The sequence below is a fragment of the Ornithinibacillus gellani genome (assembly GCF_003730295.1).
GTDB lineage: Bacteria > Bacillota > Bacilli > Bacillales > Amphibacillaceae > Ornithinibacillus_A > Ornithinibacillus_A gellani.
The window spans coordinates 110,885-131,520 of the sequence record NZ_QTSZ01000047.1; the positions used below are offsets into that span (position 1 = coordinate 110,885).

The following is a 20,636-nucleotide window of genomic DNA, read 5'->3' on the forward strand; positions in this document are numbered from 1 at the left end:
ACCTACTACTATCATAGCATAGGTCATTAGATGTGTAAATGGTAGCGTTCCCTTATGACGCATATGTGATTATAGTTGGTATTATTTTAAATTTGTGAAATAATAACGGTAGTCGAAATAATTCTATGGAGGTATAGATGATGGTTACAGAACAAACGATGGAAAAATACGCTGAACTGGCACTTCGTACAGGAGTTAATTTACAGAAGGGTCAGGCGTTGATGATTAATGCACCGATTGAGGGAGCAGATTTTACAAAAATCGTAGTGAGAAAAGCCTATGAGCATGGTGCGAAGGATGTACATATTAATTGGGTAGATGATGAACTAACCTTGCTGCATTACGAAAATGCACCAGATGAAGTGATTGCTACGTATCCAGAGTGGAAGGTGAAATTGCATAATATGTATGCAGAGGATGGAGCAGCCGTATTATCCATTCGTTCTACCAATCCGGATTTATTGAAGGACATTGATCCGTCCCGAGTAGCAAAAGCAAATAAAGCCGCTGCAGAAGCAATGACAACCTTCCGCAAATATACGATGAACGACAAAATTACTTGGTCAATTATTTCCATTCCAACAGGGGATTGGGCACAGAAAATCTTCCCGGGTAAGTCAAAGGAAGATGCAATAGAAGCGCTTTGGGATGCTATTGTTAAAATCGTCCGTGTAGATCAGGACGATCCTGTTGCCGCGTGGGATAAGCATAATGAAGGCTTGCGTATTGCACGTGAAGTGTTGAATGAGAAAAATTATAAAAAACTCATTTTCAAAGCTCCAGGAACAAATTTAGAAATGGAACTCCCAGAAGGTCATATTTGGAAGGGTGGCTCTGCTGAATCGGAGAAAGGCATTGTTTTTAACCCTAATATGCCTACGGAAGAAGTTTTTAGTGTACCACATAAATATGGTGTGAACGGTACAGTTGCGAGCACGAAGCCATTGAATTATGGTGGCAGTCTGATTGATCATTTCAGCCTCACCTTTAAAGATGGTAAAGTCGTTGATTTTAAAGCGGAAGAAGGCGAGGACACGTTAAAGCATTTGCTGGAAACGGATGAAGGTGCAACTCGTTTAGGTGAGGTTGCATTGGTACCACATGAATCTCCAGTGTCCCAATCTGGTTTGATTTTTTACAACACGTTATTTGATGAAAATGCATCCTGCCATATTGCGCTAGGAAAAGCATATCCGACGAATCTAGAAGGCGGCTCTGCAATGAGCAATGAAGAGCTGGATCAACATGGTGTTAATGATAGCTTGACACATGTCGACTTTATGATTGGGTCTGAGAAGCTTGATATCGATGGTGTTCACGCAGATGGCACTACTGAGCCGGTATTCCGTAATGGAACATGGGCATTAGACATGTCCGGTAAATAAGAGATAGAATAAAAGCGACAAACCTTTGTGGGATGTCGCTTTTGTTCTGCATTGTTTAATTAAATAATTCATGTTTTACGAGTACGGCTTTGATTAACGTATATGAATAGTCCTCAGGCAACAGTTCTCGCAATGGCTTTAAACCTGGTTCTTCCACCTTTTCGTACGCAGCTAACACAGCTGCTTCCTCCGTAGGGGAGAAAAATATCTCCCATGCAAGTGGATGCCCTTGTTGCGCGGCTTTAAATAAATGATTTTCAATCGTTTGTGGAGATAATGCTCGCATGGCCGCGATATCCTTCAGCGATTTCCCTGACTGAAACATTTGATACGTAACCATATGACTAGGCCTATCATCCGCTGTATGCTTTGGCTTCGGAGCAGCAGGTGCGCCTGTGGAAATCTTCACCTTCGTTTTCACTTCTGGATGTGCTTCTCTCCAGGATCGAATAACCTCTAAGAAGGCTTCCCCATACTGCTCATATTTTTTCTCACCAATTCCTTTGATGTCCAACATTTCTGCTTTAGACGTTGGAAAGTAACGGCTCAGCTCTTTCAAGGTCATATCTGAGAATAGAACATATGGTGGAACTTGGTGTTCATCCGCCATGCTTTTTCGTAATGTACGCAGCTGTGTAAATAGACTTTCCTCATAATCTATTTCTCCTTGCACCGGGATTGGCGCTGTATGCATCAGTACTTTACGCTTCCCCGTCAATACATCGACGGAATGCTGATTCAATTTTAAAGTAGGAAACTTTCCTTCTTCCGTTGCAAGCAGCTGTTCGGCAATCATAAACTGAATCCATTCGGTTAGTTCACGCTCCGTATAGGCTGAAAGGATGCCATAGGTAGACAGAGAATCCAGCCGGAAGTCACGAATTTTTTTATCCTTTGACCCACGGAGTACCTTAGCGGTCATTCCAACGCCGAATTTTTCGCCCATTCGTTTCACACAGGATAGAATCATTTGCGCTTCCTCTGTCATATCTGTCGTTTCCTGCCGTTCCAAGCAATTGCTGCAGCGCCCGCAGCTGCCTTCAGAAGCTTCCCCCTGAAAGTAATCCAATATAAAGGCGGTTAAACAGCTATGCGTATGGCAGTAATTGACCATCGCCTGCAGCTTCCGATATTCTTTTTGCTTTGCAGATTCATCCATTTGTGACTGCTCAATCAGGAATTTCTGCAGCTGTACATCCTGCGGGGAGAATAATAAAATACAATCACTTGGCTCCCCATCACGGCCTGCTCTGCCTGCTTCCTGGTAATAGGATTCGATATTCATTGGCATTGCATAATGAATGACATAACGTACATTCGATTTATCGATTCCCATACCAAATGCATTGGTAGCAATCATGATTTGTTTTTCATCATGGATGAAGGCGGATTGGGCTTCTTTTCTTTCCTGCTCGGATAAACCCGCATGATATTTTGCCACCTGTAGGCCGCGATTTGCTAATTGTTCATATAGACTATCCACTTGTTTTCTTGTTGCTGTGTAGATAATGCCGGATTCCTCATGATGCTCCTGCAAAAAGGAACGCAAATAGGCTTGTTTATCTCTCCCTTTGACAAGATGAAAGGATAGATTGCTTCTTTCAAAGCCAGTGTGAACAACATGCTGGTTAGCAATGTGCAGCATGTCTTGAATATCCGCAATGACTTCCTCTGTCGCGGTAGCGGTCAAGGCCATAAATACGGGTATATTGCTGAATTGTTTTAACTGTGGCACGATGCTTCGGTAGCTGGGTCTAAAATCATGTCCCCATTGCGAAATACAATGTGCCTCATCGAAAGCGACAAGGGAAATCGGAATCCGCCTTACCACATTGGAAAAAGTAGTAGAGTCAAAACGTTCTGGTGCGACATAGACAAATTTATATTGGTTTGCAGCCATTTGTTGCAGTCGACTTTGCTGCTCTTCTGGAGAAAGCGAGCTATTGATGAAGGTTGCCGGAATCCCTAGAGCAAGGAGTGCATCAACCTGATCCTTCATTAATGAAATAAGGGGTGAAATAATAATTGCCGTTCCATCCAGGGAAAGTCCCGGGATTTGATAGCATAATGACTTTCCGCCACCTGTTGGCATCACGGCTAATGTTGGCTGTTTATGTATAACTTGATGAATAACCTCGCGTTGACCGGGACGGAAGGTTTCATAACCAAAGTAGGTTTGTAGGATTTTTTCTTGTTCCGCGATCATATTCTCCCTCCTCGTTATCCATCCTACCATAAAGTGAAACTTCAATCAGCAGGGATTTTCCTTCCCTTCCACTGATTGTTAGTTGAATGGATTGAGGTGCTAGCGTCCGTAAACGCTAGTCCAAAGTTTATTGTATGACTAATGTTTTGATGTGTGAGTTTTACGGACGGATACACTGGGATAAATACAGACAGAATGGCACGCTCATCAATGGGACACTACTTCGATGGCGAGGAAGATGTGCGGGGCACCTTTGTGACAAATAAGGCTGATCCCTTGATAGGACCAGCCGATATGAAACGTTCTGCTATTCGGTTGTTTTTTTATTCCCGATGACTGCGATTAACCCACCGATTATTGCGCCGATACATGCTGGGATGAGCCAGCCAAGGCCAATATCAAATAATGGCAAGCGTTCCATCCAAGCTTTTATCGCTGTTAATTCAATTCCATTAAATTCGGTGAGCCCTTCATAAAAACTAACAATGGCCGTGAACAGAATGGCTCCACGATAAACTGCCTTAGCGCCACCGAACAAGGGATGCAGTAGGGAAAGCGTAATTAAAACTATTGTAATTGGGTAAATAAATACAAGAACCGGGACGGAAAATTCAATAATACGATTTAATCCCTGATTGGCGATGGCAAAGCTTCCTAACGTAACCACAAGAATAATCCATTTATAGGGAACCCCGGTGATCTTTGTAAAAAATTGCCCCGCCGCTACGACCAAGCCGACACAGGTTGTAAAGCAGGCCAAAGTAACGATAATACCAAGCAACAGAGAACCATATGAGCCAAATAACATATGGGATGCACTGGATAAGATATCGCCGCCATTATCAAAAGGTCCCTGGTTTGCCAGCTTCACACCAATCCAGCCAATCGCAGCATATACCGTAATTAACGCAACTGCAGTGATGGTGCCGGCCTTTAGTGTAGACGTAATCAGCTCCTGCTTTGTGGTAGCGCCGCGGTCTTTAAAGGCTTGCACGACAATAATCCCGAATGCCAAAGCGGCGATGGCATCCATCGTTAAATACCCTTCGACAAATCCAGTGAAGAAGGGGGAGCTTTCATATGCTGCTGTCGGTGCTTGGACAGGATCTTTTAGGAAAAATATTCCGCCAATTCCGAGTATAACAATAGCGAGTAGCAATATCGGTGTAAGCAGCTGACCAATCCGATCTACCATACGACTTGGATTCATACTCACCCAAAATACAATGGCAAAGAAAATAGCTGTAAATAGAAACAGCGAGCGCGATGTTGGCGCTTCTGTGAAAGGTGTGACACTCATTTCATAGGCAACAGTAGCAGCTCTTGGAATGCCAAAGAATGGTGCAATTGCGAGATAAACAACAGATGTGAAAATGAGTCCAAATACAGGGTGTACTCGATCAGCAAGCTCACGTGGATCCTGTTTGACCGTTGATACAGCAAGTACCGTCAAAATAGGTAATCCAACGCCAGTAAGGATGAAGCCCAAAATAGCTAGGCCGTAATTGGTACCGGAGTCAATACCAAGTGTAGGTGGATATATAAGATTTCCTGCCCCAAAAAACAAGGCAAATAACATAAAACCAATGGTAACATTTTGTTTATTCATATGTATTCCTCCAACATGCATTGATAACGCTTACGAAACTGCAGTAATATAATTCTGAATTCTTATACAAACAAGCCAATTCTAACAAGGAATAATTATCAATGTCAATGAACAATAAATGACAATATGCTTGTGAAAGATTTTCAGTGAGAAATTTTTCCTGAAAGAAATGGTAGGAGGAAGTCCTTGAAAAAGCTGGTGATTAAACACTTGCGTTAGTTCCATTTTTATCTGGTAAAAGATAATTTACATTTTAGAGTTATTCCGGTTTACTTTCATGGCAATTTAATTTATGTTATAGGTTATTAAGATTGAAAACGGTTCTAATTCTGCTTATTTTTGGTAGGATTTCATGCAGGAATTCCTACTCTATTGCATACATTCGGAAAAACCTTATAGAATGGGGCATGTGCAATAATCAATAAAATGGGCATCCTAAGAACCAAATCAATGGATGGAATAAGGGGGAAGCTATGAGCCCAACTATATTATTTGAAATCATGCTCATCGGTTTATTAGGCATCGGCTCACAATGGGTTGCATGGAGATATCGCATGCCAGCTATTGTTGTGATGTCCGTTGCAGGTTTATTAATTGGACCTATATTCGGTATCATTAATCCAGAAGAAAACTTTGGCGCAGTATATGATCCGATTATTTCCGTTGCAGTTGCAATTATATTATTTGAAGGAAGCTTAAATTTGAGCTTCAAGGAACTTCGCGGGCTAGGACGTCCGCTATTTCGAATCGCAACATTCGGTGCATTTATTGCCTGGATTTTGGGATCGTTAACAGCTCATTATATTGCTGGTCTATCCTGGGCGGTTGCATTTGTCATTGGTGGCCTGTTCATCGTAACTGGACCAACCGTTATTTTGCCATTGCTGCGCCAGTCAAAATTAAAGCCACGCCCAGCAAAAATTTTGAAATGGGAAGGCATTATCGTTGACCCCATTGGAGCTTTATTAGCAGTATTTGCTTTTGAAATCATTACGTATATAACGGCTGAAACCCCAGACGGATCAAAGCTATTGATGTTCTTTTTCGTCTCTTTATTAGCCGCTATCTTTGGCTGGTTATGTGGTCGAGGAATCGGCTGGATGTTCGAGACAGGTCATATACCGGAATATCTGAAATCTCCAGCAGTATTCATTGTAGTTATCCTTTGCTTTACCATCCCGGAAGAGGTTATTAAAGCAACAGGTCTATTATCGGTAACAGCAATGGGGATTACGCTTGCCAATATGGGAATTAGTTCTGTGGCAGATATGAGGCACTTTAAGGAGAATATATCTATTTTACTAATATCCGCCATTTTTATTATGCTAACAGCGTCCTTACAGATAGATACGATTTTGGAAATTTTCACGCCAAATATTATTGGGTATGTTTTACTGATGATGTTTGCAGTACGACCGCTATCTATTTTCCTGTCGACGATTGGGACCAATTTGGCATTAAATGAAAAGATATTAGTTGGATGGATTGCCCCAAGGGGAATTGTAGCCTTAACAGTTTCCGGTTATTTTGCTACCATTCTCGCTGATGCGGGCTATGCCGGTGCGTCCATTTTAACGACGTTGACATTTGGCCTGGTGTTCTTCACAGTTGTGGCACACGGATTCTCTATCCGCTGGTTAGCGAAAAAGCTGAACCTGTCGATGGAGGGTAGACCTGGAACGCTGATTGTTGGTAGTAATCGATTTACGGTCGAGCTAGCCAAGTCCCTGTCCAAGGCAAAGACGCCGGTCATTATTGTGGATTCATCTTGGGAAAAATTGCGTAAGGCTAGAGAAGCAGGTGTACCATTTTATCATGGTGACATGCTTTCAGAGCAGACGGAATATAATTTAGATACGATTCCATATGAATATTTACTGACGGTAACAGATGATAATTCCTATAACGCGCTCGTTTGTACGACATTTATTCCGGAGTACGGTCGGACAAATGTTTATAAAATTAGTGCACTTGATAATATTTATGGTGGAACGAGAGAAACAGTTTCCAAGGTTGGTGGCCGCATTCTGTTTGGGGAGAATATCAATATGGATGATATCCGTGACCGAATGGAGGCAGGCTACGTTTTCCGTCAAACAAATATTACGGAACAATTTACGTATGATAAATATTTGCTTGAGAAGGAAAAAGGCACTGTATTGCTCTATTTGATCAAGCCATCAGGTCAAATCAAATTTTATTCAGAGGAAATGTCCATTTCTCCTGGAGCAGGTGATGTTGTAGTAAGTTTAACTCCACCTGTCAAAGAACAAGCAAAGATTCAAGCTAAACTTGAAAACCAGCGTACAAATGGCAATGGTAAAGATAAAGAATAACATCAACATATGAGGGGGCTTGTGATGGGGAGCACGGTAAAGCAACTCGTAACAACAACAGAAATTGCAGCTGCATATCCAATTATGAAGCAGCTGCGGACACATGTTGATGAGAATGATTATATGATGCTGGTTCAGGAAGCGATGGACAAAGATGGCTATCATTTATTTGCATTATATGATGCAGGACAAATTGTTGCAGTTACGGGTTTCAAACCAATGATTACTTTATATTATGGCAGGTTTGTCTGGGTCTGTGATTTGGTAACGGATGAAGTAAAACGATCCAATGGTTACGGGGAACAGCTGCTGCAATTTGTTGAGAAATGGGCGAAGAAGCATCAATACACCTCAGTAGCCCTATCCTCAGGGTTACAACGACAGCATGCCCACCGTTTTTATGAACACCAACTTGACTATGAAAAAGTAAGCTTTGTATTTAAAAAAAATATTTAAAAAAACAAAAGCAATTGCTGTGAAGATAGGCAATTGCTTTTGTTGTATAAGTAGTATTTAATTGATCATGCGGCCAGGCTTTAAATGTCGCTGTCAGCCTGTGGTGCTTAATTATTATGCTATCTGATATCATCAAGCTTCTTATTAATTTCCTTTATTTCATCCTCTAGGCGAATGAGCTGCTCCTCTGCAGAAGACACTCTTCCTCTGACATACTCCAATTTATCCATATCTCCCTGGATGCGCACGTAGTCTGACTTTAACTCAGCTAGCTTAGCTTCTAGTTGTTTTTTCGTTATCATGGGGAATCACCTCTTTTATCACAGATTAACTGGCTGTAAGCCCCCCACTCTTCAAAAACTTTTGTTCATAACAAGAATTGTAAGGGCGGGCAACAGCCAGTAAAGGCCTGATTCGTTTAACTAACAATCAGTAGAGGAAGTGCGAAAACCTCCACTGAATGAAGTTTCACTTTATCACAGATTAACTGGCTGTATGCCCTGACTTCGAGAATTGTCAGTGGGGGATCGACAGCCAGTAAAGGCCTGATTCGTTTAACTAACAATCAGTGGAGGAAGTGCGAAAACCCCACTGAATGAAGTTTCACTTAATCGTTCCATTTAGCGTATACTAAATATATCATATAATCAAAGGGGAGGGACTGCATTGAACATATATTTTGAAACATCGCCTATCACTTATTTAAAGAAAGTAGAGCCATTGCTGTTACAAAGAGAAGCAAATAACAATTTAATTTTGGGGCTGTTGGGACGTGCTGTAGAAAGAGAATCGGATGCGGAGCTTCATTTAGGCGTCGTAGAAGAAGAAGGGGAAATCATGTATGCTTTCATGCAGACCGCGCCACATGATTGGATTTTGGCAGATGCTGGTATTGTAGATGAACCAATGATCAGGAAGATAGTTAACGTGATAATCGATGCTGGACTTGAAATTCCTGGAGTCCATGGTCCTTCAACTCAGGCAACAATCTTTAAGGAATTTTTGGTGAAAGAACATGGAAGAACAATGACCAAGCATATGGGTCAACTCATTTATCAACTGGATCATGTTCAGCTGAACCCACAGGTGGAAGGTCGTTTAGAATTGGCAACGGACGAAGATGTGGATTTATTTACAGACTGGCTCTGGCAGTTTGGTCAAGAAGCGAATGAACCAATCGCAAGGGAGCGGGCTAGGGGGCTGGCAGAAACGATGATTCAACATGCTTCTTTATATAAATGGGTAGTTGCAGATAAACCTGTTTCTATGGTCAATCAATCCCGAAAAACACGGCATGGCACGACCATTAATGCAGTCTTTACACCAAATGCACATAAGCGAAAGGGGTATGCAACCGCTGCAGTTGCGTCATTATCACAACAACTGTTGGAGGAAGGGTTTCAATTTTGTTCTCTATATACCGACGCGTCCAATCCAACCTCGAATAACATCTATCAAAGAATTGGCTACAATCAGGTAGGAAAGGCAGTCGTCTACAAAACGATGTAATACATAATGAGGTTATTGGGCTAGGGGGAAATCCATTTGTATCGTCATTTTATTGTATTAGGCGTAGCAGTTTTTATTTTTTTAACGGTCAAGCAGCTTATTTTTAACGATTATATCCAATGGCTGGACAATATCGGCATATCTGTGTTATTCATCCTCATTTCCGTTATTTGGGAATGGTCCAAAAAACCGTATCAATGGAAAAAAGAAAAAGACTAAAAGCCAACGATTGGATAAGGGTAAAATGTCTCCGGAAGCAGTAGCACGAGTGGAAAAATCTGGTGGAAGCGGTGTAAAATTCGCCTCGCGCAAGTTCCGAGTGAAAAAGTCTGGTGGAAGCAGTGGAAGATTCGCTTCGCTTGTAGTTCGAGTAAAAAAATCAAGTGAGAGCGACGAGAAATTCGCCTCGCCCACCGCCCGAGTGAAAAAATCCGATGAGAACAGCGGAAAATTCGCTTCGCTTGTAGTTCGAGTAAAAAAATCAAGTGAAAGCGACGAGAAATTCGCTTGGCCCGCCGTCCGAGTGGAAAAATCTGGTGGAAGCGGTGGGAAATTCGCCTCGCTTGTAGTTCGAGTGAAAAAATCCGGTGAGAGCGGCAAGAAATTCGCTTGGCCCGCCGTCCGAGTGAAAAAATCTGGTGGAAGCAGTGTAAGATTCGCTTCGCTCACGTTCCGAGTGAAAAAATCCGGTGAGAACAGCGGAAAATTCGCCTCGCTTGTAGTTCGAGTGAAAAAATCCGGTGAGAGCAGCAAGAAATTCGCTTCGCCCGCCGCCCGAGTGAAAAAATCCGATGAGAACAGCGGTAAATTCGCCTCACGCACAAATCGAGTAAAAAAATCTTGAAAAATGCTGTGAAAACTTGCTTCGGTCATCCAATCTACCTATAAGAAGCATTTATCTTATACATCAAAAAAGTACCCAGCAATGAAAAGCCGGGTACTTTTTTTCCTAAATGAGCGCATCCTCTTCGTTGTCTTTTGATGCTTTATAGGTTTGGTAAAAATGTATGATAATCGTTTTGATGACGGCATAGAACGGTACCGCAAATAAAATTCCGACGAAGCCGGCGATACTGCCCGCGGCAAGAATGACTGTGATAATCGTAAGGGGGTGCATTTCCAGTGCACGCCCCATGACGTTTGGCGAGATAAAATTACTCTCCAGTTGCTGCGCAATGAGGGTAACGAGGGACACCCAGATAATCATCATTGGATCCTGAAATGCCCCGACAATGAGTGCCGGTGTTACAGCGATAAAAGGACCAATAAATGGAACAACATTCATCACCATTCCAAAGATCCCCAGCGTCAGGGAGTAATTGAGACCAATAATCAAATAGCCGATATAAAGCAGTAAACCGAGCACGAAGCTAACAATTAATTGACCTTGTATAAAGGAGGTTAATACTTCATCTACTTTATGAAGTAAGCTACGAAGGTTGTCTGCTTTTTTCTTGCTGAAAATTTGTGTAACGAATGGTACAAGCTTGTCCCCATCCTTGAGCATGAAAAATAGGAAAAATGGAACGAGCACCAATGCTGTCACTACACTAATAATTTGGCCAATGAAGCCAAATAGATAGTTGATGACACTTTCTGTATGCTGCTGTAGATTATTTGTAAAATCATTAATCGCATTATTGACCTCTTCTGGGAAAACAAATTTACCAGATTGGAATTTTTCAATTAAATCCTGGGCCCATTCAACCATTACTGGAATATTGTCAATTAGATTAGTAAACTGTCTTTGTGCAATCGGTGCGATAAATAGGGAAATAAAAGTGCCTATTCCGATGAGCAAAAGAAATACAATGACAATCGCAAGCGTTTTATTTATTTTAAACCGCATGAGTAAATGCACGACGGGCTTGGTGACATAAAATAATATGCCTGCTCCAATGATTGGAATGGCAACAGCACCTAAATATTGAAACAATGGCTGGAAAACAAAATCCGTTACAGAAATGAGCCATATGAGTAGAAATAGCATAATGAAAAAAGTTAATACATGAAACCAGCGTTTTTGAAGCATCCCATCACATCCTGACCGACTTTTTATCACAGAGCTGTAAGCCCCCCACATCAATAATTTTTGTTGATAACAAGCATGGTAAGTGTGGGATCAACAGCCAGTAAAGGCCTGATTAGTTCAACTAACAATCAGTGGGGGAAGTTCTGCCCCACTGATTGAAGTTTCACTTTATATGTTCCATCATACCAATTGTAGGATGGCATGGGAAGTGTATTCTGGATATATGCATGGAATTTGAACATTCAATCACGCTTTTTTCCTTCGTACAGCTAGTAAACGATTGTGTGTGATGCGAGTTACATAGAAAAAAATGCAAAAATATGCTAAACTTTGAGCATAAACATATGTTGGGGGATATGGAAGATGCGGAATTGGGAAACGGTTTTTACGCAATGGGATACATATAAGCATTTGGAGCCATCCGTACGAACAGAATTGGATCAATTAAAACAGGATGAAGACAAGCTGGAGGATGCTTTTTATAAAGAATTAACCTTTGGTACCGGCGGGATGCGAGGCATTCTTGGACCAGGAATTAATCGGATGAATATCTATACGATTCGAAAAACGGTGAAAGGTTTGGCAGAATATTTACTCGTTCATTGTGTGAATGTAAAGGATCGAGGGGTTGTCGTAGCCTATGATTCTCGTTATATGTCGAAAACATTTGCGATAGAAACAGCAAGGGTTCTTGGCGTTTATGGGATTAAAACATATATTTGTGAATCACTGCGGCCAACACCATTGCTTTCATTCGCAATTCGTTATTTAGGAACCGCGGCAGGCGTCATGATTACCGCAAGCCATAACCCACCGGAATATAACGGTTTTAAAGTATATAACGAGGATGGCGGTCAAATGGTCCCTAAGGAAGCCGATCAGGTGATTACGGCCATTCAAGCCATTGAAAATGAATTGGAAATCCCCGTGCTGGAGCAGGCACAGCTTGAGGAAGAGGAATTACTCATTTGGGTTGGCAAGGAAGTAGACAGTGCTTACCTGGAACAATTGGCACAAATCACAAACCTGGATGAAGACGAACAGGCTGCAGAAAAAGACTTAGGCATTGTGTTTACACCATTGCATGGAACGGCAGAGCAATTGGTAATGCAGGGCTTGGAGCAATTAAACTTTACCAATGTGCATCTCGTAGAAGAACAAGCTGTTCCAGATCCGGAGTTTTCGACTGTTGCCTCACCAAACCCTGAGGAACACCAAGCATTCGAATATTCGATTCGTCTTGGGAAGGAAAAACAAGCAGATATTTTGCTGGCGACAGATCCCGATGCAGATCGTTTAGGCGTTGCAGTGAAAAATGAGCAAGGTGAATATACAGTTCTTACAGGAAACCAACTTGGCTCCTTATTGCTGGATTATATTCTCACTTATACAGATGCGGATGTCTTTAAAAATGCGCGAATGGTCAAATCAATTGTTACAACCGAGTTAGGACGTGCAATCGCAAAGTCCTATGGTGTCGAAACAATTGATGTATTAACTGGTTTTAAATACATTGCGGAGAAAATTCGTCAATTTGACACAACAGGTGAAACATTTATTTTTGGCTATGAGGAAAGCTATGGCTACTTAATCCGTACGTTTGCACGTGATAAGGATGCGGTTCAAGCTGCTGTTATGGCCTGTGAAATGGCTTATTATTGGAAAAAGCAAGGAAAGACCTTATTAGATGCGCTTGAGGTTATTTATGAGAAGCATGGTTATTATTTGGAAGGCATGACTTCTTTAACATTAGATGGAATCGCAGGAACGAAACAAATTGCTACCATTATGGAAACATTCCGTGACCAGCCGTTGACAGAAATTGCTGGTTTCAAAGTACATGTAGCGGAAGATTACTTGCTAAGTGAACGGAATCTTTTACAATCAAAGGAGAAGCAAGTGATTGATTTACCAAAAGAAAATGTACTTAAATTTAATTTGGCAGATCATGGCTGGGTTTGCTTGCGCCCTTCCGGAACAGAGCCGAAAATAAAATGCTATTATGGTGTTTGTGGGACAGATGCTACGGATAGTAAACAGCGCCTGGCTGCACTTAAGGAAGAAATGGATGGCCGCATTCAAGCGATCATTGGTGACTGATAAGGTGTATAGTTTTGTAGAAAAATAGGGAATGCTAAGCATGGCGGTGGAATAACCATTGACAATGTTCTGTTTTTCCTGTTTAATAAAATTAATATATTCCTAAAGGGGAGTAGCTGGACATTTCAAGTCGTCATTACGGGATTATTTGTCCCCGGCTTGATTTGGCAACGTGTGTTGTTAGCGAGACCTTTACCGCTTATGGGTAAAGGTCTCTTCTTTTTTATAGAAGAAGTGGTTTTGCCCATTGGCAGGACCACTTTTTTAATAGAGGAGAAGAGATCATGGAATTACAACTACTAATGGAATATGGCTGGGTACTGCTTATTTTAGTCGGGCTAGAAGGTCTTTTGGCAGCAGATAATGCGCTTGTATTGGCGATCATGGTGAAGCATTTACCAGAAAATCAACGAAAAAAAGCGTTGTTTTATGGTCTGGTTGGTGCGTTTATATTACGTTTTGGATCTTTGTTTATTATTTCTTTTCTTGTCGACGTATGGCAGGTACAGGCAATCGGAGCAGCTTATTTATTGTTTATTGCCATCAAGCATTTATATGACCATTATTCCAAAAAGGAGAAGGAAAAGAAGCCGAAAGGGAATGGCAGCGGCTTTTGGATGACGGTTGTAAAAGTGGAAATTGCGGACCTCGCTTTTGCGGTGGATTCGATTCTTGCCGCTGTTGCGCTTGCTGTAGCATTGCCAGCTACAGGTCTTGGGCATATTGGCAGCCTGGATACTGGCCAGTTTATCGTAATTTTTGCAGGTGGGATGATTGGTATTATCATCATGCGTTTTGCGGCAAATGTATTTGTTGAATTGCTGCAAAAACGTCCAAGCCTAGAGGTAGCGGCTTTTATTATCGTTGGTTGGGTAGGTGTCAAATTAGCGGTAATCACGTTGGCGCATGAAGATATTGCTTTAATTCCTGAAGCATTTCCGCATTCTACCTGGTGGAAAGCAACCTTCTATATCGTACTTGTCGGAATTGCTGTGGTAGCATGGTTTATCTCGGGTCGCAAAAAGCAGGAAGTAAGTCATTCCTAAGACAAGCAACTTTAAAACGCGTAGAAGGATAAAGGAATGTTATGTCGAATAAATAAATAGAATGGCTTATATGTTCACGAATAAAGGTTCAACCATATTGAAAGGAGTGATGTTTGATGATTGTTACAAACCAAATCATATACAACCAAAACATAACCAGCAAAATGGAGGAACGGTTCGTTTAACGTATATTGGATACGGGCTTTTCCTCCCATTACCAAGGAGGAAATGTATTGCCTAATTTAGAACGTATTGGCTGGGATGTATCCAGTCAGATAGATGATGCATCCATAGCAAGAGTTATTTCAGTACAAAAAAATAGTTATCGTATTACAGATGGAAAGTTGGCGTTCACGGCTCATTTAAGTGGACGGTTTTTGAATCAAGCTGAAGCTACACAGGATTATCCCGCTGTTGGAGACTGGGTGGAAGTGGTCAAGCTGGAGGATGAGGGAAAAGCAGTCATTCAGCGCGTGCTACCACGTAAAAGTCAGTTTATTCGCCAAGCAGCAGGTGGTCGAACAGAAGCACAGGTGCTAGCAGCTAACATGGATTCGGTTCTCATTGTGAATTCATGTAATCATGATTTGAATGTCCGTCGATTGGAGCGTTATTTAATAGCTGCTTATGAAAGTGGAGCGCAACCGATGATTGTTTTGACGAAGATCGATGCTTGCCCACAGGAGGAAAGGAATTCTATTATCCAGCAGGTTGAAGCGGTAGCAATGGGTGTGCCGGTCATTGCGATTAGCAGTGTAACTGGCGAAGGCTTACAGGAGCTGCTTACCTTCCTGCCCGCTAAGAAAACAGCTGTATTGTTAGGGTCATCCGGTGTTGGAAAGTCCACCTTGGTTAATACCCTGTTAGATAAGGAAATCCAAGCAACGAAAACGATTCGCGAGGACGACAGCAAAGGACGCCACACAACGACACATCGGGAAATGTTTTTTCTGCCAAATGATGCGATGTTAATTGATACACCGGGGATTCGCGAATTACAGCTTTGGGAAAATACTTCAGCAATAGAAACGACCTTTGAGGATGTTGAAGCATATGGAAATGCTTGTAAATTTAAGGATTGCAAGCATGAATCAGAGCCCGGCTGCCGGATTCGCCAAGCATTGGAATCTGGGGAACTTTCTGAAGCGCGTTATCAGAGCTATCAGAAGCTGCAAAAAGAGCTGGCATATGAAAAAAGAAAGCAAGATCAAAAAGCACGATTAGAAGAAAAGAATCGCTGGAAGCAAATATCAAAATTCCAGAAAAAACTTCGTAAGCATTAAGACCTTTTTCATACGCCATGGCTTTTCATACGATAGAAACTTCACGAAAAAAGCTTTGATTTTTTGGAGGTTGTAAAGGTGGACTGCAGTGACCATTATGGGTAGCTGTAGTCCACCTTTTTAATTGTTTCTCACGTTTGTCCGAAATCGGTAATGGGAACGGTATACATATAGATGAAAAAATAAGGGAGGAGAAAAAATATGCCAGTAGCTATCAAACGAATTTATGATGATAATAATGGTAAAGATGATGGTGTTCGTGTTTTAGTTGATCGCGTTTGGCCCCGTGGAATTTCAAAGGATGATGCCAATTTGGATCATTGGATGAAGGAAGTTGCCCCTTCCAGTGAGCTTCGAAAATGGTTTGGACATGACCCGGATAAATATGAGGAATTTAAAGATAAATATAAGCAAGAACTAGAAGAAGGAAAGGCACAGGAGGAGCTGGAAAAATTAAAACAACTGACAAAAAAACATCATAAACATATTACACTCTTATACGGTGCAAAAGACGAAAAACATAATCAAGCACAAGTGTTAAAGGAAATACTCGATCATCAGTAACGATTATTCGCGCAACGTATCAGCAAATGGTAATTCACCACTTCCTGTGTATTTCGCGGTAAAATAGATAGGGAAGGGGGAGTGTAAAGGAATGGCAACACATCATTTTCAATTAAAAGCAGCGTGGCCAGGTGGACGAAATAGCGTTGGCTCGATTGAAGCAGGTAATTTGCGCACAAAGGTGTCCATACCACCAGAAATGGACGGGCCCGGTGAAGGAACCAATCCAGATGAAATGCTGCTGGGAGCGGCAGCAACCTGTTATATCATTACCCTTGCAGCCATGATCGAACGAGCAGATCTTCCATTACTGGAAATGGATTTGGAGTCTGAAGGTGTCGTGGATGTGACAAAGGGTGTGATTACATATCAAAAAATAATTCATCGCCCTCGCATCCTATTACAGGAAACAGCTTCAGCAGCAGCGCATCAAAAGCTGGAGAAATTAATTGAAAAAGCAGAGCAAAGCTGTATGATTTCCCGTGCATTAAAGGGAAATGTAGCCGTTACTGCTGAAAGGCGTGCATAATTTATCATTCTTAGCGGTGGCCAATCTCAATGATTGGATTACCGCTATTTTTTTATGTTTATCGTTAAATAACGAAAAGACAACCACATCAAACTTTCCTCTTGACACTTTTCCAAATGCCGTGTATTTTAATTAAGCATAGTAATTTTATCGGATTAATTAGTATTTTAAGTAACTAATAGATACTATGTGCATAAGCTAAAGAAACTTTACAGGGGGAAAGAGGAAATGGATGTCTTTTTTATCATCTTGAATATTGCTGCATTGCTTATATTGATGGGGTTACTCTTTGTCATGCAACGGAAGCATGTATCATTTACAAAGCGGGTCTTCACTGGTTTAGGTGCAGGAAGTGCACTTGGCGCATTGTTGCAGGCAATTTATGGGGTTGGAACAGATACACTGACCCAGACGACAAGCTGGTACAGTATTGCAGGTAATGGTTATGTTAGATTACTGATGATGATTGTTATTCCATTGGTAATGGTCTCTATTATTCAATCCATCATTAATCTGGAAAAAACAGCTGCATTGGGGAAAATGGCGGCCTGGATCATTGGTGTATTAATTGCTACGACAATGATTGCTGCCTTTGTCGGTATTGGTTCTGCGTTATTATTTGATTTAAACGCAGATCAAATAGAAGCAGGGCAGGCTGAAACTGATCGCGGATTGATGCTGGAGGAAAGACTAGGGGATGTTCAAAACCAAACTACACCGGAACGAATCCTGGAATTCATCCCATCTAATCCATTCTTGGATATGACAGGTGCACGTTCTACCTCTGTTATCGCAGTCGTTATTTTTTCAATCATTGTTGGCGTTGCTGTACTCGGTGTCCGACGGAAAAATCCGGAACAAGCGGAAATGTTTACGAAGATGGTTAATTCCATTTATGCTGTAGTGATGCGGATTGTAACGCTTGTTCTACGTTTAACACCGTATGGTATTTTGGCCTTGATGGCAAATACAGTCGCCAATACAAATATCACTGGTATTTTGGAACTGGGTAAATTTGTGCTTGCTTCGTATGTAGCCATTATCGCGATGTTTATCATCCATTTGGTGCTTGTTGGCATTTTTGGTATAAATCCAATTACTTATATTAGAAAGGTAATCCCAGTGCTTGGCTTTGCTTTTACTTCACGATCCAGTGCAGGAACGATTCCGTTGAATATCCAAGCACAGCATAAGTCATTGGGTGTAAGTGAAGGGATTGCTAATATGTCCGCGTCCTTTGGGGCAACGATGGGGCAAAACGGTTGTGCAGGTATCTATCCTGCTATGCTGGCAGTTATGATTGCGCCGACGATAGGAATTGATCCACTATCACCAGGATTTATTTTTCAACTCGTACTCATTGTTGGTATAAGTTCATTTGGTGTGGCAGGAGTCGGCGGTGGAGCAACCTTTGCAGCATTGATTGTCCTATCATCGATGAATATGCCAGTTGCTTTAGCTGGTTTGCTCATCTCAGTTGAAGCACTGATTGATATGGGGCGAACAGCATTAAATGTAAATGGATCGATGGTGACTGGTACGATTACCTCCAAGATGCTGCATGAATTTGATGAAGATGTATTTCATGAAAAGCAATCCTTAGAAGGACACGCCATATAATCTAAAATGGAAAAAACGATGGAGCAGCCAACGCTTCATCGTTTTTTTAGTTAGTTCTTCTGTCGAATGAGTGCTTCCATCGGCTCAAGATCCTGGATTTGTCTTGCCGCCGCATAGTTTTGAAAAGGACACCCATGGTAATGAATACGTTCTATCATATTGGCTATAGTAAATTGTGTTGGCTGTAACCCAGCCTTCACTTCCTGCCAATATAAGGGGGCGGCAACGGTTGCTTCTGCTGTTTTTCTAGGGGAATATGGTGCAATAATTGTTTTATCCTTTCCATGTTGTACATAATCTATATACAGTCGCCCCTGTCGTTTAGACTTTATTCGTTCTGTAGTGAATATATCTGGTCGTTGCTGCTCCACTGTTAGTGCAACAGCCTGTGTAAATATGGCCGTATCCTCGTATGTTAACCTGTTTTCCGGAATTGGTATATAAATTTGTATCCCTTTATTGCCCGAAGTTTTCACAAACGAGTGTAGTTTTAAATGATCGAGTAGTTCCTTAATGAGCAGTGCCGCCTCAATAGCCAAGTCGAATTGATCCCTTGAAGGTGGGTCCAGATCGAACACAATTTCGACAGGATCATTGGAATCGATATTCTGAAAAGGAAGGTGATATTCCATCGCGCCTTGGTTAGCAAACCATAGCAATGTAGCAAGTGAAGGGCAACTGATACGTTCCGAAGTTTGTTGTTCCAATCGAATGAAATCAGGTGCATGCTCTGGCAAATGCTTTTGAAAAAAATGTTCCTCGCCCACACCATCGGGAAGGCGAATCATCGTTAAGGTTCGGTTACGAAAAAAGGGGAGCATATAGGGCGCAATTTCCCTTAAATAACAAATCATATCACCTTTTGTCATTGCTGGTTCCGGCCAATACATTTTATCCAAATTAGAAAAAGTCACTTCACTTGGTAGCATTGCCATATCCAACTGCAGCTGTTTGGCTGTACAATGATCAACGGATTCATTTGGAGTAAGCTGTACAAAATTTGGCTCACGCAGCTTACCTTGCAATAAATCCAAGGCATGGATGCTGGCAGAAATAGCAGGTGGTAAATGATAGCTGCTGCCTTGCCGTTCTCCTTTTTCACGAAATAATTCCTGTATTGCGGCTGCCTCTTGTTGATCCAACCCATGCTTGCAAGAGCCAATCGTGTGGGGAATATTGTCTGCAAGTACATCTATTTGAAAATAATCATTGCTGGTATCAAAGGCAGTTAATATGCCTTTTAGTGGGCGCCAGTTTTTTTGTTTGTACCAATCGCCATGCCCTTTACCAGGAGTGTACCGGCTCTGTTTCCGCTTGGCAACAATTCCCTCCGCTTTATGATCAAAGACAATTTTCCATACAGCGGTTAAATCTTGATGTGTAGTAATAAACTGAAAACGTTCTGTTGTTATATTTTTAAGCTTTTTCTGAAGTATGCTCTTGCGCTCCACCAATGGTAACTCGTTTGTCGTCTGTCCGTTCGTTTCTAGCAAGTCAAATGCAATATATGTCGCTGGGCGTGTGCTTGCAGCTTGGTGAATTTTCCCCTCGTTTTGCAGTCTGCCTCGCGTTTGAATCCAGGAAAAATTAGCCTGATAAGGATGGTTCAAGACCACGAGTTCACCATCTATCGTTATTGGAAGAAAGGATTCGACTGTACTTTGCTGCTGCTGACAAAAATCAATTATTTCCGGGAACTTGCTTGTTAGCTGTAGGCCCCTTTTACTGTATAATTCGACTTTATCTTTTTCCCAAATAAGCAAACAACGAAAGCCGTCATATTTTATTTCATATAACCATTCGGGTCCAATTGGTAATTTTTCACTTGGAATAGGTTTCATGACCTGCATAAGAGATACCTCCTATTTCTTATTATGCGCAGGCCACATGTTGTCATGTATGAAGAAGTGACAGCTATAACGTTCTTAAGACAAGCACAAAATACATGAATGAGGGAGGGA

The 20,636-nt window shown here is 41.6% G+C and carries 17 protein-coding genes; 12 read left to right on the forward strand and 5 right to left on the reverse strand.

Annotation, left to right across the window (positions count from 1 at the left end; all coding sequences use genetic code 11):
- Window positions 1-140: 140 nt before the first annotated feature.
- On the forward strand, window positions 141-1,385 hold the full coding sequence (locus tag DX933_RS14115) for an aminopeptidase (RefSeq protein WP_123317074.1): 1,245 nt from the start codon (window positions 141-143) through the stop codon (window positions 1,383-1,385).
- Window positions 1,386-1,440: 55 nt separating this feature from the next.
- Here DX933_RS14115 and recQ read toward each other — a convergent pair whose 3' ends face one another.
- Together recQ and brnQ are read right to left on the reverse strand one after the other, a co-directional pair.
- A complete protein-coding gene (gene recQ / locus DX933_RS14120) occupies window positions 1,441-3,591 on the reverse strand; it encodes a DNA helicase RecQ (protein ID WP_123317075.1) in 2,151 nt (716 codons plus the stop codon).
- 307 nt (window positions 3,592-3,898) lie between these two features.
- Entirely contained in the window at window positions 3,899-5,200 is a 1,302-nt protein-coding gene (gene brnQ, locus DX933_RS14125; protein WP_123317076.1) for a branched-chain amino acid transport system II carrier protein, read from the reverse strand.
- 473 nt (window positions 5,201-5,673) lie between these two features.
- Between brnQ and DX933_RS14130 the strand changes: the two genes are divergently transcribed.
- Window positions 5,674-7,536: a cation:proton antiporter gene (locus tag DX933_RS14130; RefSeq protein WP_123317077.1), complete on the forward strand. Its 1,863-nt coding sequence runs from the start codon at window positions 5,674-5,676 to the stop codon at window positions 7,534-7,536.
- A 24-nt stretch (window positions 7,537-7,560) separates the two neighbouring features.
- The gene (locus DX933_RS14135; RefSeq protein WP_123317078.1) at window positions 7,561-7,992 is read left to right on the forward strand and encodes a GNAT family N-acetyltransferase; all 432 of its coding nucleotides are present in this window, start codon (window positions 7,561-7,563) and stop codon (window positions 7,990-7,992) included.
- Window positions 7,993-8,111: 119 nt separating this feature from the next.
- Here DX933_RS14135 and DX933_RS14140 read toward each other — a convergent pair whose 3' ends face one another.
- On the reverse strand, window positions 8,112-8,294 hold the full coding sequence (locus DX933_RS14140; RefSeq protein ID WP_397316609.1) for an SE1832 family protein: 183 nt from the start codon (window positions 8,292-8,294) through the stop codon (window positions 8,112-8,114).
- Window positions 8,295-8,658: 364 nt separating this feature from the next.
- Here DX933_RS14140 and DX933_RS14145 point away from each other — a divergent pair, with 364 nt between their 5' ends.
- Genes DX933_RS14145 through DX933_RS14155 form a run of 3 tightly spaced genes read left to right on the forward strand, consistent with a single transcriptional unit; the run spans window position 8,659 to window position 10,345 of the window.
- Window positions 8,659-9,501 carry a GNAT family N-acetyltransferase gene (locus DX933_RS14145; protein WP_123317079.1) on the forward strand — a complete coding sequence of 281 codons (843 nt, stop codon included), beginning with the start codon at window positions 8,659-8,661 and terminating at the stop codon, window positions 9,499-9,501.
- 36 nt (window positions 9,502-9,537) lie between these two features.
- The gene (locus DX933_RS14150) at window positions 9,538-9,720 is read left to right on the forward strand and encodes a hypothetical protein (protein ID WP_123317080.1); all 183 of its coding nucleotides are present in this window, start codon (window positions 9,538-9,540) and stop codon (window positions 9,718-9,720) included.
- Between the two features lie 25 nt (window positions 9,721-9,745).
- A complete protein-coding gene (locus DX933_RS14155) occupies window positions 9,746-10,345 on the forward strand; it encodes a hypothetical protein (RefSeq protein WP_123317081.1) in 600 nt (199 codons plus the stop codon).
- A gap of 105 nt (window positions 10,346-10,450) precedes the next feature.
- On the opposite strand, the gene DX933_RS14160 is transcribed toward DX933_RS14155, so the two are convergent.
- Window positions 10,451-11,533: an AI-2E family transporter gene (locus DX933_RS14160; protein WP_123317082.1), complete on the reverse strand. Its 1,083-nt coding sequence runs from the start codon at window positions 11,531-11,533 to the stop codon at window positions 10,451-10,453.
- A 363-nt stretch (window positions 11,534-11,896) separates the two neighbouring features.
- Between DX933_RS14160 and DX933_RS14165 the strand changes: the two genes are divergently transcribed.
- From DX933_RS14165 to DX933_RS14190, 6 genes are all read left to right on the forward strand, one after another.
- Window positions 11,897-13,633, forward strand: coding sequence for a phospho-sugar mutase (locus DX933_RS14165; RefSeq protein WP_123317083.1), 1,737 nt, complete (start codon window positions 11,897-11,899; stop codon window positions 13,631-13,633).
- 284 nt (window positions 13,634-13,917) lie between these two features.
- Window positions 13,918-14,679: a TerC family protein gene (locus tag DX933_RS14170; protein WP_123317084.1), complete on the forward strand. Its 762-nt coding sequence runs from the start codon at window positions 13,918-13,920 to the stop codon at window positions 14,677-14,679.
- A gap of 233 nt (window positions 14,680-14,912) precedes the next feature.
- A complete protein-coding gene (gene rsgA, locus DX933_RS14175; RefSeq protein ID WP_123317085.1) occupies window positions 14,913-15,962 on the forward strand; it encodes a ribosome small subunit-dependent GTPase A in 1,050 nt (349 codons plus the stop codon).
- Between the two features lie 201 nt (window positions 15,963-16,163).
- On the forward strand, window positions 16,164-16,526 hold the full coding sequence (locus DX933_RS14180) for a DUF488 domain-containing protein (RefSeq protein WP_123317086.1): 363 nt from the start codon (window positions 16,164-16,166) through the stop codon (window positions 16,524-16,526).
- A 91-nt stretch (window positions 16,527-16,617) separates the two neighbouring features.
- The gene (locus tag DX933_RS14185) at window positions 16,618-17,055 is read left to right on the forward strand and encodes an OsmC family protein (RefSeq protein ID WP_123317087.1); all 438 of its coding nucleotides are present in this window, start codon (window positions 16,618-16,620) and stop codon (window positions 17,053-17,055) included.
- A gap of 228 nt (window positions 17,056-17,283) precedes the next feature.
- Window positions 17,284-18,675 (forward strand): L-cystine transporter, encoded by a 1,392-nt coding sequence (locus tag DX933_RS14190; RefSeq protein ID WP_123317088.1) that lies wholly within the window; start codon window positions 17,284-17,286, stop codon window positions 18,673-18,675.
- A gap of 50 nt (window positions 18,676-18,725) precedes the next feature.
- Here DX933_RS14190 and DX933_RS14195 read toward each other — a convergent pair whose 3' ends face one another.
- Window positions 18,726-20,525 carry a DNA ligase D gene (locus DX933_RS14195; RefSeq protein WP_123317089.1) on the reverse strand — a complete coding sequence of 600 codons (1,800 nt, stop codon included), beginning with the start codon at window positions 20,523-20,525 and terminating at the stop codon, window positions 18,726-18,728.
- Window positions 20,526-20,636 lie beyond the last annotated feature (111 nt).

Bases quoted from the DNA above. Each gene is read 5' to 3' on its own strand.
- DX933_RS14195 (WP_123317089.1), bottom strand. From the start codon at position 20,525: ATGCAGGTCATGAAACCTATTCCAAGTGAAAAATTACCAATTGGACCC.
- DX933_RS14170 (WP_123317084.1), top strand. From the start codon at position 13,918: ATGGAATTACAACTACTAATGGAATATGGCTGGGTACTGCTTATTTTA.
- DX933_RS14115 (WP_123317074.1), top strand. From the start codon at position 141: ATGGTTACAGAACAAACGATGGAAAAATACGCTGAACTGGCACTTCGT.
- DX933_RS14160 (WP_123317082.1), bottom strand. From the start codon at position 11,533: ATGCTTCAAAAACGCTGGTTTCATGTATTAACTTTTTTCATTATGCTA.
- DX933_RS14180 (WP_123317086.1), top strand. From the start codon at position 16,164: ATGCCAGTAGCTATCAAACGAATTTATGATGATAATAATGGTAAAGAT.
- DX933_RS14190 (WP_123317088.1), top strand. From the start codon at position 17,284: ATGGATGTCTTTTTTATCATCTTGAATATTGCTGCATTGCTTATATTG.
- DX933_RS14185 (WP_123317087.1), top strand. From the start codon at position 16,618: ATGGCAACACATCATTTTCAATTAAAAGCAGCGTGGCCAGGTGGACGA.
- brnQ (WP_123317076.1), bottom strand. From the start codon at position 5,200: ATGAATAAACAAAATGTTACCATTGGTTTTATGTTATTTGCCTTGTTT.
- DX933_RS14135 (WP_123317078.1), top strand. From the start codon at position 7,561: ATGGGGAGCACGGTAAAGCAACTCGTAACAACAACAGAAATTGCAGCT.
- recQ (WP_123317075.1), bottom strand. From the start codon at position 3,591: ATGATCGCGGAACAAGAAAAAATCCTACAAACCTACTTTGGTTATGAA.
- DX933_RS14140 (WP_397316609.1), bottom strand. From the start codon at position 8,294: ATGATAACGAAAAAACAACTAGAAGCTAAGCTAGCTGAGTTAAAGTCA.
- DX933_RS14165 (WP_123317083.1), top strand. From the start codon at position 11,897: ATGCGGAATTGGGAAACGGTTTTTACGCAATGGGATACATATAAGCAT.
- DX933_RS14155 (WP_123317081.1), top strand. From the start codon at position 9,746: ATGTCTCCGGAAGCAGTAGCACGAGTGGAAAAATCTGGTGGAAGCGGT.
- DX933_RS14130 (WP_123317077.1), top strand. From the start codon at position 5,674: ATGAGCCCAACTATATTATTTGAAATCATGCTCATCGGTTTATTAGGC.